Consider the following 15,754-nt stretch of genomic DNA (forward strand, 5'->3'; position numbering starts at 1 on the left):
GTCTCATGACGGAACGTCAGTCGACAGCCCCCAGGCGGGAGTTGCGGGCGGCGACCAGTTCCAGGACGGTCCGCCAGTCCTCCAGGACGCCGGCGTCGAAGCCCGCGGTACGGCTCTCCTCGTCGGCCTGGCGCAGTCGCAGCACGTCGTCGTCGGTGGCGGCGCCGTCCCCGCGGACGAGGTGGTAGACACGTTCCCCGAGCAGGTGGCGTACCGCGTGTGCGGCGCCGTCGGCGGGGCCGAGCAGCTCCTCGACGCCGTGCACCAGGCCTGCCACCTGGAGTTCCTTGTCGGCAGGGCGGCCGCGGCGCAGCAGGGCCGCGGTGCGCAGGGCGCGCTGGTGCCGGCAGGCGTACAGCAGATCCATCAGCTCCTCGACGCTGCGCAGCTCCATGCGTCAGTCCTTCCGCGAGACAGCCGTTGTCCTGCGCCATCGGATCATGTCGAGTTTTCGACGCGGCCAACGCAACCTGAACTGCACAGCCTGTGAAGGGAGCGGGGGCCTATGCGATCGAAGACTTGTTCGCATGGATAGGCCGAGCGAGTGGATCGTAAACAGGGCATCATGTTACGAACGGGCGCATTTCCGGGTCCTCGAAGTGCGCAACGACTCGCGATAGTTACACCTTGTTTGCACTCCCTATCGAGCGGACCCCTGCTCATTTGGTTAATCTATAGAGGACGGACAGCAACTAGGGGTCCCACCCACACCCACGGTCCGTCCCGGGACAAGCCGGTCGACAACGGCCTGCTCTCTTGTGAATCACCGGCGCCACCGCGTCCGAACCGGACTTCCATCCAGACCCGAGCGGGCGCCGAGCACCGGAACGCAGACTGTCCGGCACGCCCCGAGGGTGACCGACACATAAGGAGTGCGCGGTGACACCTGAGAAGACGAATCGCGAGCAGCGCCCCAAGGAACGCACGGAGCGCGCGGGCACGCGGCCCGGACAGCTCGGCAGCCTCGACGTGTGGGCCAGGTCCGCCCCGATCCGCCTCGCGGGTTACGAGGAGGACCTCGCCGAGCCCCACATCCTGCCGAGCGTGGACTGACCGGCCGGTCAGTCCCGTCGCGATCGCCGACGCGCATGGGCGTGCGAGACTCACGCCCATGCTGATCAGAGAAGCCACCGCGGCCGACTGGCCGCAGATCTGGCCCTTCTGGCACCGGATCGTCGCCGCCGCCGAGACCTACGGCTGGGACCCCGACACCTCTCAGGAGGCGGCCCGCGCCCTGTGGATGAGCCCGGCGAAACATGTCTACGTCGCCGAGGACCCCACCGGAGCCGTCGTCGGCTCCGCCTACCTGACCCCCAACTACGGCGGGCCCGCCGCAGGCGTCGCCAACGCCGGCTTCATGGTCGACCCCGACCGGGGCGGCCGGGGCGTCGGGCGCGCGCTCGCCGAGCACGTCCTCGCCGAGGCCCGGGCGCACGGCTACCGGGCGATGGTCTTCAACGCCGTCGTCGAGACCAACCCCGCCGTGGCCCTGTGGACCTCGCTCGGCTTCACGATCCTCGGCACGGTCCCGCGCGCCTTCGACCACCCGAAACACGGCCCGGTCGGCCTGCACATCATGTACCGCGCCCTGTGACCCGACCGGCTGTCGGCGCCGGGACCTGGGGCCTGTCGTTTGGAGCATGCCGGCGTCGCGGGGCGTGGCACGCACTCCCCCACTGCCCTAAAGGCGTGGGGGGACCCCCAGCGGCGTTGTCGTCGGTTGTCGACGTCCCCCGGCCTTCGGCCGGGAGGTGCCCCCACCGCGTCGCCCGCCGCGGCAGCGGCTGATCGTCTACGCCTCCTCCGCCTTGCAGCTGCACGCACCACGCCCCGCTCGGGTCGGCCGACAAGGCGCCGTGAGCCAGGCCGGCCTGACCCGAACGACAGGCCCTAGCCGATCAGCGCCTCGGACACCTGCCACAGCCGGCCCGCGTTGTCCCGGTCCAGGGCGTACGGGGCGACGCCGCCGACGTTGGTGCCGCGCTCGGTGACGGGCTTCGCCTCCGCGCAGTCCTCGAAGTAGCGGCCGCTGACGCCCGCCACCGTCGGCGAGGCGGCCAGCAGCGCCGAGGTCGCGGCGCCCTGCTCCACCGTCTTCTGCGGCGGCAGGGCGAGCTCGCCCGAGGCGATGAACTCCTCGACCTGCTTCAGGTCCATGTGCCGGGCCAGGTTGGTGTCCGCGATGTTGCCCGGCATCAGGGCGTTCGCCGTGATGCCGTCGTCGGCCCAGCGCTCCGCCGCGGCGACGGCGAACAGGATGTTGGCGGTCTTCGACTGGCCGTAGGAGGTCCACGGGTCGTAGGGGCGGAACCGGTAGTCCAGGTCGTCGAAGACGACGGGGGAGAAGAGGTGGCCGGTGGAGCTGACCGAGACGATCCGGGCGCCGTCGGCCGCCGCCAGGGCCCGGTGGAGGCCGGTGGTGAGGGCGAAGTGGCCCAGGTGGTTGACGGCGAACTGCTGCTCGCGGCCGTCGGGGGTGCGGGTGATCTCCTGCGGGGCCATCACACCGGCGTTGTTGACCAGGATGTGCAGCGGGCCCTGCCAGTCGGCCGCGAAGGCCACGACCGTCGACCGGTCGGCCAGGTCCAGCAGTCCCACGGTCAACTTGCCCGAGCCGGGCGGAAGTTCGGCCTCCAGACGAGCGACCACGTGGTCGCCCGCCTCGGTGTTGCGCACGGCCAGGGTGACGTCGGCGCCGGCCGAGGCGAGCGCGCGGGCCGTCTCCACGCCGATTCCGGAGCTGGCTCCGGTCACCACGGCCCGGCGGCCGTGCAGGTCGACGCCGTCGACGACCTCGGCGGCGATGGTGGTGGCACCGAAGGTGCCGGGGGTCTGGGGTACGGACATGAGGGGTGTCTCCTGTGGATGGGTGGGGGCTGTGGCCGGGGCTCGCCCCGGCCGGATCACCGGGAGGAAGCCGGCGAGTCGCCGACGGGGGTCCAGACGTGTGTGTCTCCGGCCCGGGTGACACGGCCGAACACGTCGTCCGTGAAGTGCCCGGCCGCGATGACCGTGTCCGGCCGCCCGAGCAGCCGGTCGCGGACCTCCCGGGCCTGGTCGGGGGCGACGTCGGAGGCGAAGGCCAGATCGGGGTCCGCGATCTGGGCGGGGGAGTGCAGGACGTCGCCGACGATCCAGACCTCCTCGGTGCCGCGGCCCGACGGGTCCCGTACGACGACCGCCAGGTGGCCGGGGGTGTGTCCGGAGGTGGCCTCGACGGTGACCCCGGGCGCGAGCAGGTCGCCGCTGCCGACGAACTCGACGACGCCCTGGAGCGGCTTGAGCACCGCCTCGGGGTCCGGTCCGCCCAGCGCGGCCTCCCTGGTCGTCCAGTACTGCCACTCGGCCTCGGACATGAGGTGGCGGGCGCCGCCGAAGGTGAGACCGGTGGGCGCGGCCGTCGCCGGGGCGCCGGGGAGCGGTGCGACGTCGCTGGTCCAGCCGACGTGGTCGAGGTGCAGGTGGGTGTAGACGACCGTGTCGATGTCGTCGGCGGACAGCCCCTCGGCGGCGAGGTTCCGGAGCAGCTCGCCGCCTTCGAGATGGGCGATTCCGGGGACGTCCACGTCGATCTTCCCGGCGGCCAGGTCCACGAGGATCTTCCGGTCCCCGGCCTGGATCAGGAACGAGCCGAAGGTGAGGATGAGCTGCCCGTCCTCCAGGTGGCCCGGGTGCGTCGTCCAGTCCACGCCGGGGAACAGGGTGTCGGGGTTGTGGGCGCCGAAACCGTCGGGGAGGTAGGTGATCGTCGTGTCGCCGACGGTGATGCGGGACCGCTTGGCGGGCTGAGGCATGGTGATGACCTTTTGAAGTGCTGGTGAAGTGCTCTTGGAGTGCTCTGGAAGTGCTGTGGCGGCTTTCGGGTTTTCGGAGGGCAGGGGGAGGCGCCGGCGGTCAGCCGTTCAGGGTCCCCATGTGCTCCGGCGCGTAGCGTTCGCCGGTGACCGCGCCGTGCGGGGCGACCGCCTCGATGGCGGCGAGGTCGTCCGCGGTGAGGGTGACCTCGGTGGCGGCGACGTTCTCCTCCAGGTAACGGCGGCGCTTGGTGCCGGGGATGGCGACCGCGCCCTGGTGCTGGACCCAGGCGAGGGCCAGCTGGGAGGGGGTGACGCCCTTGTCGGCGGCGAGCCGGCGGACCTCGCGGACCACATCGAGGTTGCGCCGGAAGTTCTCGCCCTGGAAGCGCGGGTCGGTACGGCGCCAGTCGTCCGCGGCGAAGTCGTCGGGGCTGGTGATCGCGCCGGACAGGAAGCCGCGCCCCAGCGGGGAGTAGGCGACCAGGCCGATGTTCAGCTCCCGGAGGGTGTCCAGGACGCCGTCGTGCTCGATACCGCGCTCGAAGAGGGAGTACTCGATCTGCAGGGCGGCGACCGGGTGGATCGCGTGGGCGCGCCGGATGGTCTGCGCGGAGGCCTCGGAGAGACCGATGTGCCCGATCTTGCCCTCGGCGACCAACTCGGCCAGGGCGCCGACGGTCTCCTCGATCGGCACCTTGGGGTCGATGCGGTGCAGGTAGTAGAGGTCGACGTGGTCGGTGCCGAGGTGGCGCAGCGACCGGTCCAGTGCGTGGCGCACGTACTCCGGCGTGCCGTTGAGGCCGACGACCCGGCCGTCGTCGGTGATCTCCACGCCGGTCTTGGTCGCGACCACGGCGGACTCCCGGCGCCCGGCCAGCGCCTTGCCGAGCAGCTGCTCGTTGACGAAGGGGCCGTAGCTCTCGGCGGTGTCCAGCAGGGTGACCCCGAGCTCCAGCGCCCGGTCGACGGTGGCCAGCGACTCGGTCTCGTCGGTGGCGCCGTAGAAGACGCTCATACCCATGAGGCCGAGGCCCTGGACGCCGACGGTCAGGCCCTGGCCGCCCAGTGCGCGCTGTTCCATGAGGTTCCTCAATTCCATAACTAACTGGATAGATACCTAGACCGTAGGCCCGCCCGTCGCCGATGTCAATAACTGGATAGTTACTTGCTAGGGTGGTGGTCATGTCACGGGATTCCAGCGCCACCAAGGCCCGGCTGCTCGACGCGGCCTTCAGCGAGTTTGCCGCCTACGGCATCGCCGGTGCCCGGGTGGACCGGATAGCCGAGGCCGCCGGGGCGAACAAGCGACTGATCTATGTCTATTTCGGCAACAAGGAACAGCTCTTCGACGAGGTGCTGCGACGGGCGATGACGGCGGGCGCCGAGTCCGTGCCGTTCGACGTCGAGAACCTGTCCGGATACGCCGGCGCGATCTTCGACCACCTGGTCGCACGGCCGGACCTGATGCGCCTGCGACTGTGGAAGCTGCTGGAGCGGCCCTCCGCCACCGGACTCGAACAGGACGCCTTCCGGAACAAGGCGGCCCTGGTGGCCGAGGCGCAGCAGCGCGGCGACCTCGATCCGGCCATGGCCCCCGACGACCTCCTGACCATGGTGCTCGCCGCGGCCCAGGCCTGGTTCTGGGCCGCCGAGGGCGTCGACCCCAAGGAGGTCAGCGAGTCCTGGCCCGAGGAGCGGCTGGCCCTGCACCGTGCGGCGGTCGTCGAGGCGGCCCGCCGGATGACCGAGCCGAAGCTGCCGTAGTACTCCGGTCACAGCCGCATCGACCCCCTCAACGGCACCGGCCCGAGGCGTCGGACGAGGTGGTCAGGGCCACCGTCCTGATCCGGGCGAACTGCCTGAGCCGCGGGAACTCGGGTGTCAGCCCGGTCGTCGTGGAGCGCCTGCTCGACCTGCTCCGCCACGACGTGCTGCCGGTCGTCCCCGAACGCGGCTCGGTGGGAGCCGGCGGCGACCTGGTCCCGCTGTGCTACATAGCCTCCGTGCTGACCGGATCCGGCCGGGTCCGGTTCCGCGGCGGGGTGCGCGAGGCCTCCGAGGTCTTCGGTGAACTCGGGCTCGAACCGCTGGTGCCGGAGGCGAAGGACGGGCTGGCCGTGATCAACGGAGCTTCGTTCAGCTCCGCCTTCGCCGTCCTGGCCACGGTCGCCGCCGAACGGCTCGCCTCGGTCGCCGCCCTGTGCACGGCGATGGCCTCCGAGGCGCTGCTGGGCAACCGGGGGCACTTCGCCGCGTTCGTCCACGACGCGAAGCCGCACCCCGGACAACTCGCCGGCGCCGAGCTGATCGCGCGGCTGCTCGCCGACTCCCGGCTGGCCCTCCCGCACAGCCAGGTGCTGGACCTCAACGACCCGCTCGACGAGGCCGGTTTCCAGCACCTGCGCCGCAGCATCCAGGACCGTTACTCGATCCGCTGCGCACCCCATGTCATCGGCGTGCTGATCGACACCGCGACCTGGGTGACCCGATGGCTGAGCACCGAGATCAACTCGTCGAACGGCAACCCGCTGTTCGACGTGGCCGGCGGCACCGTGCACAGCGGCGGCAACTTCTACGGCGGACACGTGGTCCAGGCCAAGGACTCGCTCAGGACGGCCGTGGCCAACATCGCGGACCTGCTGGACCGCCAGGTCGAGCTCCTCGTGGACGAGAAGTTCAACAACGGGCTCACCCCCAACCTGATCGTCCCCGCAGAGCAGGACTCCTGGGAGGCCGGCCTGCACCACGGCTTCAAGGGGATGCAGCTGGCGTGCTCGGCCGTCACGGCGGAGGCGCTGAAGGGCACGAACCCGGCCAGCGTGTTCTCCCGGTCCACCGAGGCCCACAACCAGGACAAGGTCAGCATGGCGCCGATCGCGGCCCGTGACGCGCGCACGGTCATCGGGCTGGTGGAGGAGGTCGCGGCGATCCGTCTGCTCACCGCCTGCCAGGCGCTGGACCTGCGCGGGGCCGAGCTCATGGCTTCGCGGACCCGGGCCGCCCACGAGCTGATCCGGGCCCGCGCGCCGTTCGTCGACACGGACCGGCGGATGGACGCGGACATCGCGGCCGTGGTGGACCTGATCCGCTCCGGCGCACTCGACGAGCTACTCACGCCGTGAGGTCGGGTGAAGTAGCGCCCCGTAGGGGCGCGAGGCTGCATTGAATGTGCGGCTACCGTCGCGTGGGCGCGACCGGCCACGACGGCGCCGCGGACGAACGACGGCGCTGCCACGTGAGTGTTCAGTCGACCGGCGCCGTCCGCTGCCACGGACGCAGCGTCTCCAGCTGCTGGGCCACCTCCAGCAGGACCGCCTCCGAGCCCGGCCGGCCCACCAGCTGGACGGCGCAGGGGGCGCCCGAGGGCAGTGTGCCGAACGGGACCGACATGGCCGGCCAGCCGGTGAGGTTCCAGGCCGGGGTCAGAGGGGAGTAGTTGGATCCGGCCAGGGCGTTGCGCAGCCAGCCCCGCTCGTGCCAGGGGGCCGCCCGGGGGGAGCGGCGGGCCAGGGCCGGGGTGAGCAGCACATCGTGCTCGGCGAAGAACGGGGCGAGCCGGGCGCGCAGCCGCTCGCGGGCGTCGCCGGCCTGGACCCCGCGCAGGAAGCGGCGCCCGATGGCCGCGTGCACCCGGGTCCGCCGGGCCAGCAGGGCGGGGTCCAGGCCGGCCGCGTCCACGGCCGTCCCGGCGGTCCAGTGCCGGATCGCGGTGACACCGATCGACACCGGGTACGGCGGCTCGGCGCGCCGCAGCTCGTGCCCGGTGCCCGCCAGCAGCCCGGCCGCCTCCGTCACCGCGTTCGTATACGGTTTGCTGACGGTCACGCCGACCAGCGGGCTGCGCAGCGAGACGGCGATCTTCCGCGGTGTGCGCTGCCCGGCGCTCTCGAACTCCTTCTCCGCCAGCACCGCGAGCATCAGCCGGGCGTCCGCCACCGTGGTCGCCAGCGGGCCGTTCTCCGACATGCCGAACCAGTCGCCGTTGCCGATCCCGGCCGGCACCACGCCGAACCCCGGCTTGATGGTGACCAGACCGCAGTTGGCCGCCGGGATCCGCAGCGAGCCCATGCCGTCGTTGCCGAGGGCGATCGGTGCCAGCCCGGCGGCGACCGCGGCCGCGCTGCCGCCCGAGGAGCCGCCCGCGCTGCGGCCGGTGTCCCAGGGGTTGCGGGTGATGCCGTTGATCCCCTCGGTGGTGCCGAAGACACACAGCTCGGGCACGTTCGTCAGCCCGATGACCACCGCGCCCGCCGCCCGCAGCCGCGCCACGGTGACATGGTCCGCGTCGGCGGGCGTGTCCGGCATCGCGGCCGAACCGTCCAGGTGCGCCTCGCCGCGCACCGCCAGGTTGTCCTTCACCGCCAACGGCACCCCGGCGAGGGGGAGTTCGGCGAGGTCGGCGCGGGCCGCGAGCTCGTCCGCCTCCGCCAGCGCCGCGTCCCCCCGGACCTTGCGGAACGCGCCTATCCGCCCGTCGAGGCGGGCGATCCGCTCCAGATGCCCGGCGACCACCTCCCGGGGAGTGACCCGCTTCTCGCGTACGGCGGCGGCGATCTCGGCGGCGGTCCGGCCGGCCCAGCTGGTCACGGGCGCTCCTCGGGGTGCGGAAAAGCTGCTTACTCGTCGGTACGAAAGGGCACTCTGCCCCGCCGCGGGCTTCGCGTCGAGAGCCCCCGCACCCGGAGACGGTGAACCGGTGTGCTGCGGACCGCTCGCCGAGGTCCGTGCTCCTTTCGCAGATCATCCGACGACTGGCTCAACTCCCGTCCGTGCACGCCCCATTGACAGGCTCCTGGGCCCGCTCAATCATCAGACATCCGATGAATGGAGCCGCTCATGAGCATGTCTCCCTACCCAAGACGTCAGGTTCTGGAGGTCGCGGCGGGAGCCGTCGCAGCGGCCGCCCTGCCCCTCGCCGCGCCGGCCGAGGCGCACGCCGCGACGGCCGCGGCACACGCCGCCGATCCGGCCGGTGGGCGAACCGCCGGTGCGGCGGCCGCGTCGTCCTGGGTTCCGGTCCCCGTGCCGATCCCGGTACCGCTCGACTCCCTGTTCGACAACGACGGCATCGACACCGCCGCCGCCCGGGGCGGTGACTTCGACGGCTCCGGCTACACGTTCCCGGGCGAGGAACTCCCGGCCGGCCGGATCGAGGTCGACGGCGTCCCCTTCGACTTCCCCGCCGCGACGGCGGGCGCCAAGAACAACGTTGTCGCGCTGGGCCAGCGCGTCGACCTTCCGCAGGGCCGCTACCTGTCGGCCGTCTTCCTCACCTCCGGCAGCTACGGCAACGCCTCCGGCACGGCCACCGTCCACTACGCCGACGGCACGACCAGTACCGCGGGTCTGAGCGGCGGCGACTGGTACGGGGTGGGCGGATCGCTGTCGGCGCCGTACCGCTACCAGCCGGACGGCGGCAAGGACGCGCACAGCGTCGGTATCGGCACCTCCGAGGTGTGGATCGACCCGCAGCGCGAGGCCGTCGCCCTCACCCTGCCGGTCACCAACCCGGCCGAGGCCGGCAGGACCGCCCTGCATGTCTTCGCGCTCTCCCTCCAGCCGGTCGCCCAGGGACGGGCGTTGACCCTGCGCGACGCCCGCTCCACCAACTCCCTGCTCGACGCCTCCGGCGCCCAGAGCGTCGAGGCCACCGTCGTCAACGCGGGCACCGTCGCGATCCTGGCGGGCGACGCGGTGTCCGTGCGCGTCGACGTCCCCGGCGCCCGGACCGTCGAGCCCGCCCGCATCCGCCGTCTCGACCCCGGCGAACAGGCACGCGTCCACGTCGGCGTCCGCAACCGCACGGGCACCGCCCCCGGCACCGCGCAGGACGGCACGGTGAGCGTGCACGGTCGCGGCACGCAAGTCGCCGCGAACAAGAGCACGTTGACGCTCGGCACCGCCGACTACCAGCCCGCCGAGTCTTCGTTGGCCGGCCACCGGGCGCCGTACTGGTTCAACGACGCCAAGTTCGGCATCTTCATCCACTGGGGCGTCTACGCGGTGCCCGCGTGGGCGCCGGTCGGGGTGCAGTACGCCGAGTGGTACTGGGACCAGATGCAGGACCCGAACAACCCGACGTACGCCTATCACCGGGACACCTACGGGACGGACTTCGCCTACGACGACTTCATTCCGCGCTTCACCGCGGAGAAGTTCGACCCGCGTGCCTGGGTGGAGCTGTTCCGGGACGCCGGTGCCCAGTACCACGTGCTGACCTCCAAGCACCACGAGGGCTTCGCCCTGTGGGACACCAAGGTCTCCGACCGCAACGCGGTGAAGATGGGACCGAAGCGGGACCTGGTCAGGGAGTTGTTCGAGGCCTCCCGGCGGTACACCCCCGAACTCCACCGCGGCCTCTACTTCTCCATGCCCGAGTGGTTCAACCCCGACAGCCCGTGGATGGGCCACGCCCCGCGCAACCCCTACACCCTGGATCCGCTGCCGTACACCGGATACACCGCGGGCAAGGACTTCGTGCGGGACTACCAGGCCCCGCAGATGCTGGAACTGGTCCACGGCTACGACCCGGAGATCATCTGGTGCGACATCGGCGGCGACAACGACAGCGTCCATGTCCTCGCCGAGTACTTCAACCACGCCAAGAACCGGGCCCGCCCCATCGACGTGACCGTCAACGACCGCTCGGGCATCGGGTTCCACGACTACACGACGCCGGAGTACACGACGTACGCCGACACGGTGGTCGCCAAGTGGGAGGCCAGCCGCGGCCTCGACCCCCGCAGCTACGGCTACAACCAGGCGACCCCGGACGGCTCCTACATGACCGCCGAGGAGGTCGTGCACAGCCTCGTCGACATCGTCTCCAAGAACGGCAACTTCCTGCTCGACATCGGCCCGCGCGCCGACGGCACCATCCCGGAGATCATGCAGACCCGGCTGCGCGAGACCGGCGCCTGGCTCGCCGTCAACGGCGAGGCGATCTACGGGACCACGTACTGGTCGCGCATGGCCCAGCTCGGCGACGACCTGCGGTTCACGGTCCGCCCGAACGAGGCCTTCTACATCCACTCCCTGACCCGGCCGGGCGCCAAGCTCACCGTCGAGGCCCCGGTGCCGGTCCGCACCGGCGACAAGGTGACCATGCTCGGCCACGGCCGGCCGCTGACCTGGACCGTCGCCGACGGGGCCCTGGTGATCGACGTGCCCGAGGCGGCCCGCAGGGCGGGACAGCATGTGTGGGTGTTCAAGGTGAAGTGGCATGCGTGAGGTCGGACAGCGGCTGCCGCGGCTCCTCGGGGCCGCGGCGGCGCTGACCCTGCTGGCGGCGGCACCGGCCGCGGCGGTGCCGCAGGGGCGGCAGGCGGCCACGCCGGTCACCGTGCCCGCGCTGACCAACTGGACTCCCTCGAACGGGAGTTACGTGTTCGGCTTCGATACGCGTCTTGTCGCCTCCGACGCGGCCGAGCGCAAGGTGGCCGACACCCTTGCCGGCGACCTCCGGGCCGCCGGACACGGCGTGGTCCCGGTCGTCGCAGGCGCCTCCCGCCCCGGCGACATCGTCATCGACGTCCGCCCGTCGACGCGGCCCACGCTGGGCACCGAGGGCTACGAACTCGGCTCCGGCCGTCGGCTGTCGATCACCGGCGCGACGGAGACCGGCGCCTTCTACGGCACCCGCACCCTGCTCCAGCTGCTCGCCCAGGGCGACCGGATCCCCGCCGGGCACACGACCGACGTGCCGCGCTTCCGCGAGCGGGGCGTCGGCGTCTGCGCCTGCTACATCCACGTCTCCCTGCCCTGGCTGGAGAACCTGGTCCGCGAGATGGCGTACCACAAGCTCAACCAGCTGCTCCTGGAGCTGAAGGTGAAGAGCGACGCCCATCCCGAGGCCAACACCTGGGGTTACTACACCAAGGACGAGATACGGCATCTCGTCGCCCTCGGTGACCGCTACCACGTCGAGATCATCCCCGAGATCAACTCCCCGGGCCACATGGACCCGTGGATCGAGAACCGGCCGGACCTCCAGCTCACCGACTCCGACGGCGCCAAGCAGCCCGCCCGGCTCGACGTCACCCAGCAGGCCGCCTTCGCCTACTACACGAGCCTGATGGACGAGTACGCCCAGGTCTTCACCGCGAGGTCCTGGCACATGGGCGCCGACGAGTACATGCTCGGCTCCGACTACGCCAAGTACCCGCAGATGCTGAAGTACGCGCAGGACAAGTACGGCCCGAACGCCACCCCGCAGGACGCGTACGTCGACTTCGTCAACCGCGTCCAGGCCTACGCGGCGAGCAAGGGCCGGCACCTGCGCATCTGGAACGACGGCCTCACCGGCGCCAACACCGTCCCGGTGGCCGCCGGGACCACCGTCGAACACTGGCTGAACGTGGCGGTGAAACCCAGCCGGCTGATCGCCCAGGGCTATGCGGTGATGAACGCGTCCTACTCCCTCTACCTCGTCCGCGGCGGCTTCCACAGCGACACCGAGGCGCTGTACGACCAGAGTTGGGACCCGCGCTCCTTCGAGGGCGAGAGACTCACCTCCGCCGACGGCATCACCGGTGCGAAGATCAGCCTCTGGCCGGACAACGGCAGCGGCGAGACCGAGAACGAGGTGGCCGTCGAACTGTGGCCCGCCCTGCGCCACATCGCCCAGGCCACCTGGGGCGACCCCCATCCCGACGCCACCTACGCGGAGTTCACCGCACGCGGCACGGCCGTCGGACACGCACCCGGCCTGCGGGACCTGACCGAGGTGCCGGTACCGGACGGGACGTACACCTTCCGGGCGGACGGGGTGTCCTACCGGGCGGAGGTCCTGCGCACCGCCGACGGCTACGCGACCCTGCGCGGCGCCGGCGGCTGCCTGGAGATACGCGGCGGCAAGCTCACGCTGAACGCCCCGCTCCAGCCCGGAGTGGCGGCGACCTGGGAGCCGTGCGACGGCCAGAACACCGTGCAGCGCTGGGAGTTGGACCCCACGGCGAACGGCTACCACCTGATCAACGCGATCACCCGCATGGCGCTGACCGTGACGGACGGCGGCCGAGTGGTCCAGTACCCGCCCGACCAGCACACCCCCGCCCTCTGGCACCTCACCTGACCCGAGGAGCACCCGCATGGACCTCTCACGACGCGTCTTCGTCGCCTCGGCGGCGGCCGTGGCGATGACGGCCGGACTTCCGGCCCTCCCGGCCGCCGCGACCGCGGACACCGACCTCTCCCGCATCCCGGTCGGCCCCGACGACACCGAGGCCGACCTGGTCCGCAAGGCATCACAAGTCCGCCCCACCGCACGGCAGATCACCTGGCAGGCCCTGGAACGCACCGCCTTCCTGCACTTCGGTGTCAACACCTTCACCGGCCTGGAGTGGGGCACCGGCGACGAGGACCCGGACGTCTTCCGGCCCACCGGCCTCGACACCGACCAGTGGGCCCGCGCCCTGCGCGACGGCGGCTTCCGGCTGGCGATCCTCACCGTCAAGCACCACGACGGCTTCGTCCTCTACCCGTCCCGGTACACCGACCACACCGTGGCATCGAGCAGTTGGCAGGGCGGGCGCGGCGACGTACTGCGCTCCTTCGCGGACTCCATGCGCCGGTACGGCCTGAAAGTCGGCGTCTACCTCTCCCCGGCCGACGAGAACCAGTACCTGCACGGCGTTTACGCCAACGGCAGCGCACGGGCTCCCCGCCCGATCCCGACACTGACGGACGGCGACGACCGTTCCCCGTCCCGCTTCCTCACCCTCGACGCCACCGACTACGGCGCCCACATGCTCAACACCCTCTACGAGGTGCTCACCGAGTACGGCCCGGTCGACGAGGTCTGGTTCGACGGCGCCCAGGGCCACATCCCGCCGGACAAGGTGGAGGACTACGACTGGGACAGCTGGTACACGCTGGTGCGCTCGCTCGCCCCGGCCGCGGCGATCGCGGTCACCGGCCCCGACCTGCGCTGGGTCGGCAACGAGGGCGGCCTCGCCCGCGAGGACGAGTGGAGTGTCATTCCGGTCAAGGAGAACCAGTACGGGCGCACGGACTGGGCCCTGTCCTACGACACCGCCGACGAGGGCAGCCGGACCGCGCTGGTCGCGGCCCGGCCCAAGACCGCCTACCTCCAGTGGTGGCCGGCCGAGTGCGACGTGTCGATCAGGGACGGCTGGTTCTACCACCCGGACCAACATCCCAAATCCGTCGACGAGTTGACCGAGATCTACTTCGGCTCGGTCGGCCGCAACGCCGTCCTGCTGCTCAACGTCCCACCGGACACGGACGGTCTGCTGCACGCCACGGACGTGACCCGGCTGCGCGAGTTCCGGGAACGGGTGGACCGGGAACTGCCCGCGGACCTGGCGCGGGGTGCGCGCCGCTCGGTGACACCGGGCGGCGTGACCGTGGACCTGGGCCGGGAGCGGGAGGTGGACCGGGTCCGACTGGCGGAGGACATCGGGTACGGGCAACAGGTGGAGGGGTTCGTGGTCGAGGCGTACGCGGCGGGCTCCTGGACCCAGGTGGCCGCAGCCGGAACGGTCGGCGCGAGCAGAATCCTGCGACTCGCGGAACCGGTACGGGCACGGCGCTGGCGAGTGCGGGTCACGGCGGCCCGGGCCGCGGTGCGCTTCGCGGAGTTCGCGCTGCTCCGGTCGTCGGTCTAGGCGGGTCCGGTGAAGTCCGCTGCGGTTCGGCAGCGCCCCGAAGGGGCGCGGGGCCGTATCCGATATGCGGCTACCGCCGCGTGGGCGCGACCAGCCACGACGGCGCCGCAGTCGACAGACGGCACATCGCGGCACTCCCAGCGGAGCGCTCAGGCGCGGGCGGGTGCCGTGCTGCCCCGAACCGTCAGCCGGGGCACCGGCACCCGCACCGCGCGTGCGGCACCCCCGTCCAGCAGGACGGTCAGTTCCCGTGCCGCCGTGCGGCCGAACTCCGTGCTGTCGCGGGAGAGGGCGGAGAGCCAGGGTTTGACCATGCGGCACAGGGCCGAGTCCTCCCAGGAGACGACGGAGACGTCGTCCGGCACCGCGTAGCCGAGTTCGGCCGCCGCCGCGACCCCGGCCACCGCCATCACGTCGTTGTCGTAGATCAGGGCCGTCGGGGGCGGGGTCGCGCGCAGGACGCGGCGGGTGACGGCCGCGCCCGCGGCGTCCGAGTAGTCGGTGGTGACCGAGCTGACCTCGCCCAGGCCGCGCCGGCCGGCCTCGGCGCGCAGGGTGCGGATACGGCGCTGGGTGTGCGCGAGGCCGGGCAGGCCGGCGATGTGGACGATGCGCCGGTGGCCGAGACCGGTCAACTCGTCGACCACCGACGCCATCGCGGCCGCGTCGTCCGCCCACACCGTGGACAGCCCCGGGTGCCGGTCGTCGGGTGCGCCGCCGATCACCACGGCGGGCAGGCCCAGTTCGTCGAGCAGGTCGGGGCGCGGGTCGTCGGCCCGCGGGTCCACCATCAGGATGCCGTCGACGCGGTGCTCCGCCCACCAGCGGCGGTAGACCGCGCACTCGTCGGCGACGTCCTCCGCCATCTGGAAGAGCAGACCGAGATGGCGTTCGGCGAGCACCTCCTGGATGCCCGAGACCAGTTGGAGGAAGAAGGAGTCCACGCCCAGGGAGTGCGCGGGGCGGGCGAGGACGAAGCCGACCGTGGCCGCGCCCTCGCCGGAGAGGGCGCGGGCGGCCGTGCTGGGGCGCCAGCCGAGCTGCTCGGCGACCCGGTGGACCCGGGCCCGGGTCGTCTCGGAGACCCCGGGGCGGCCGTTGAGCGCGAAGGAGACCGCGCTCTCGGAGACTCCGGCGCGACGCGCGATGTCTTTCATCGTCGGCCGCCGCGCGGGGACGCGTTTCTCCGCCAACTCACTTCCTCATTCGGTCTGGACGGTGATCTGCTAATGCGCTTGAGTCCAAACACCCTAAAGCGTATTAGTGATCGACCGCAATACGCTCGTAACACCCTTCTGAGCAGGGACTTTGAGTCACTAATGACTTTAG

General features: G+C 71.6%; 13 protein-coding genes. 7 read left to right on the forward strand and 6 right to left on the reverse strand.

The window, feature by feature from the left end:
• Positions 1-16 precede the first annotated feature (16 nt).
• Positions 17-394 (reverse strand): hypothetical protein, encoded by a 378-nt coding sequence (locus tag SSP29_RS41000; RefSeq protein ID WP_089106037.1) that lies wholly within the window; start codon positions 392-394, stop codon positions 17-19.
• Between the two features lie 485 nt (positions 395-879).
• Between SSP29_RS41000 and SSP29_RS57310 the strand changes: the two genes are divergently transcribed.
• Together SSP29_RS57310 and SSP29_RS41005 are read left to right on the forward strand one after the other, a co-directional pair.
• The gene (locus SSP29_RS57310) at positions 880-1,053 is read left to right on the forward strand and encodes a hypothetical protein (protein ID WP_107436349.1); all 174 of its coding nucleotides are present in this window, start codon (positions 880-882) and stop codon (positions 1,051-1,053) included.
• A gap of 58 nt (positions 1,054-1,111) precedes the next feature.
• Complete coding sequence (locus tag SSP29_RS41005) at positions 1,112-1,594, forward strand: GNAT family N-acetyltransferase (RefSeq protein WP_089106038.1); 483 nt, start codon at positions 1,112-1,114, stop codon at positions 1,592-1,594.
• Between the two features lie 296 nt (positions 1,595-1,890).
• Here SSP29_RS41005 and SSP29_RS41010 read toward each other — a convergent pair whose 3' ends face one another.
• The 3 genes from SSP29_RS41010 to SSP29_RS41020 form a co-directional block, all read right to left on the reverse strand.
• Positions 1,891-2,847, reverse strand: a complete 957-nt coding sequence (locus SSP29_RS41010; protein ID WP_089106039.1) for an SDR family NAD(P)-dependent oxidoreductase — start codon at positions 2,845-2,847, stop codon at positions 1,891-1,893.
• A 56-nt stretch (positions 2,848-2,903) separates the two neighbouring features.
• Entirely contained in the window at positions 2,904-3,794 is an 891-nt protein-coding gene (locus SSP29_RS41015; protein ID WP_089106040.1) for an MBL fold metallo-hydrolase, read from the reverse strand.
• A gap of 100 nt (positions 3,795-3,894) precedes the next feature.
• Positions 3,895-4,878: an aldo/keto reductase gene (locus tag SSP29_RS41020; RefSeq protein ID WP_089106041.1), complete on the reverse strand. Its 984-nt coding sequence runs from the start codon at positions 4,876-4,878 to the stop codon at positions 3,895-3,897.
• 101 nt (positions 4,879-4,979) lie between these two features.
• On the opposite strand from SSP29_RS41020, the gene SSP29_RS41025 reads away from it, so the two are divergent.
• Both SSP29_RS41025 and SSP29_RS41030 read left to right on the forward strand, forming a co-directional pair.
• A complete protein-coding gene (locus SSP29_RS41025; protein ID WP_089106138.1) occupies positions 4,980-5,561 on the forward strand; it encodes a TetR/AcrR family transcriptional regulator in 582 nt (193 codons plus the stop codon).
• Between the two features lie 59 nt (positions 5,562-5,620).
• Positions 5,621-6,919 carry an HAL/PAL/TAL family ammonia-lyase gene (locus SSP29_RS41030; protein WP_089106042.1) on the forward strand — a complete coding sequence of 433 codons (1,299 nt, stop codon included), beginning with the start codon at positions 5,621-5,623 and terminating at the stop codon, positions 6,917-6,919.
• Between the two features lie 121 nt (positions 6,920-7,040).
• Here the strand turns inward: SSP29_RS41030 and SSP29_RS41035 are convergent, their stop codons facing one another.
• Positions 7,041-8,384 (reverse strand): amidase, encoded by a 1,344-nt coding sequence (locus SSP29_RS41035; protein WP_089106043.1) that lies wholly within the window; start codon positions 8,382-8,384, stop codon positions 7,041-7,043.
• Between the two features lie 255 nt (positions 8,385-8,639).
• Between SSP29_RS41035 and SSP29_RS41040 the strand changes: the two genes are divergently transcribed.
• The 3 genes from SSP29_RS41040 to SSP29_RS41050 are packed head-to-tail and all read left to right on the forward strand — an operon-like array spanning position 8,640 to position 14,425.
• Positions 8,640-11,027 carry an alpha-L-fucosidase gene (locus SSP29_RS41040; RefSeq protein WP_089106139.1) on the forward strand — a complete coding sequence of 796 codons (2,388 nt, stop codon included), beginning with the start codon at positions 8,640-8,642 and terminating at the stop codon, positions 11,025-11,027.
• Entirely contained in the window at positions 11,020-12,870 is a 1,851-nt protein-coding gene (locus SSP29_RS41045; protein WP_089106044.1) for a glycoside hydrolase family 20 protein, read from the forward strand. The genes SSP29_RS41040 and SSP29_RS41045 overlap by 8 nt, the downstream gene beginning before the upstream one ends.
• 16 nt (positions 12,871-12,886) lie before the next feature.
• Positions 12,887-14,425, forward strand: a complete 1,539-nt coding sequence (locus SSP29_RS41050; RefSeq protein WP_089106045.1) for an alpha-L-fucosidase — start codon at positions 12,887-12,889, stop codon at positions 14,423-14,425.
• A 149-nt stretch (positions 14,426-14,574) separates the two neighbouring features.
• Here SSP29_RS41050 and SSP29_RS41055 read toward each other — a convergent pair whose 3' ends face one another.
• Entirely contained in the window at positions 14,575-15,582 is a 1,008-nt protein-coding gene (locus SSP29_RS41055; protein ID WP_089106140.1) for a LacI family DNA-binding transcriptional regulator, read from the reverse strand.
• Between the last annotated feature and the right edge of the window lie 172 nt (positions 15,583-15,754).

The organism is Streptomyces hyaluromycini (genome assembly GCF_002217755.1).
GTDB lineage: Bacteria > Actinomycetota > Actinomycetes > Streptomycetales > Streptomycetaceae > Streptomyces > Streptomyces hyaluromycini.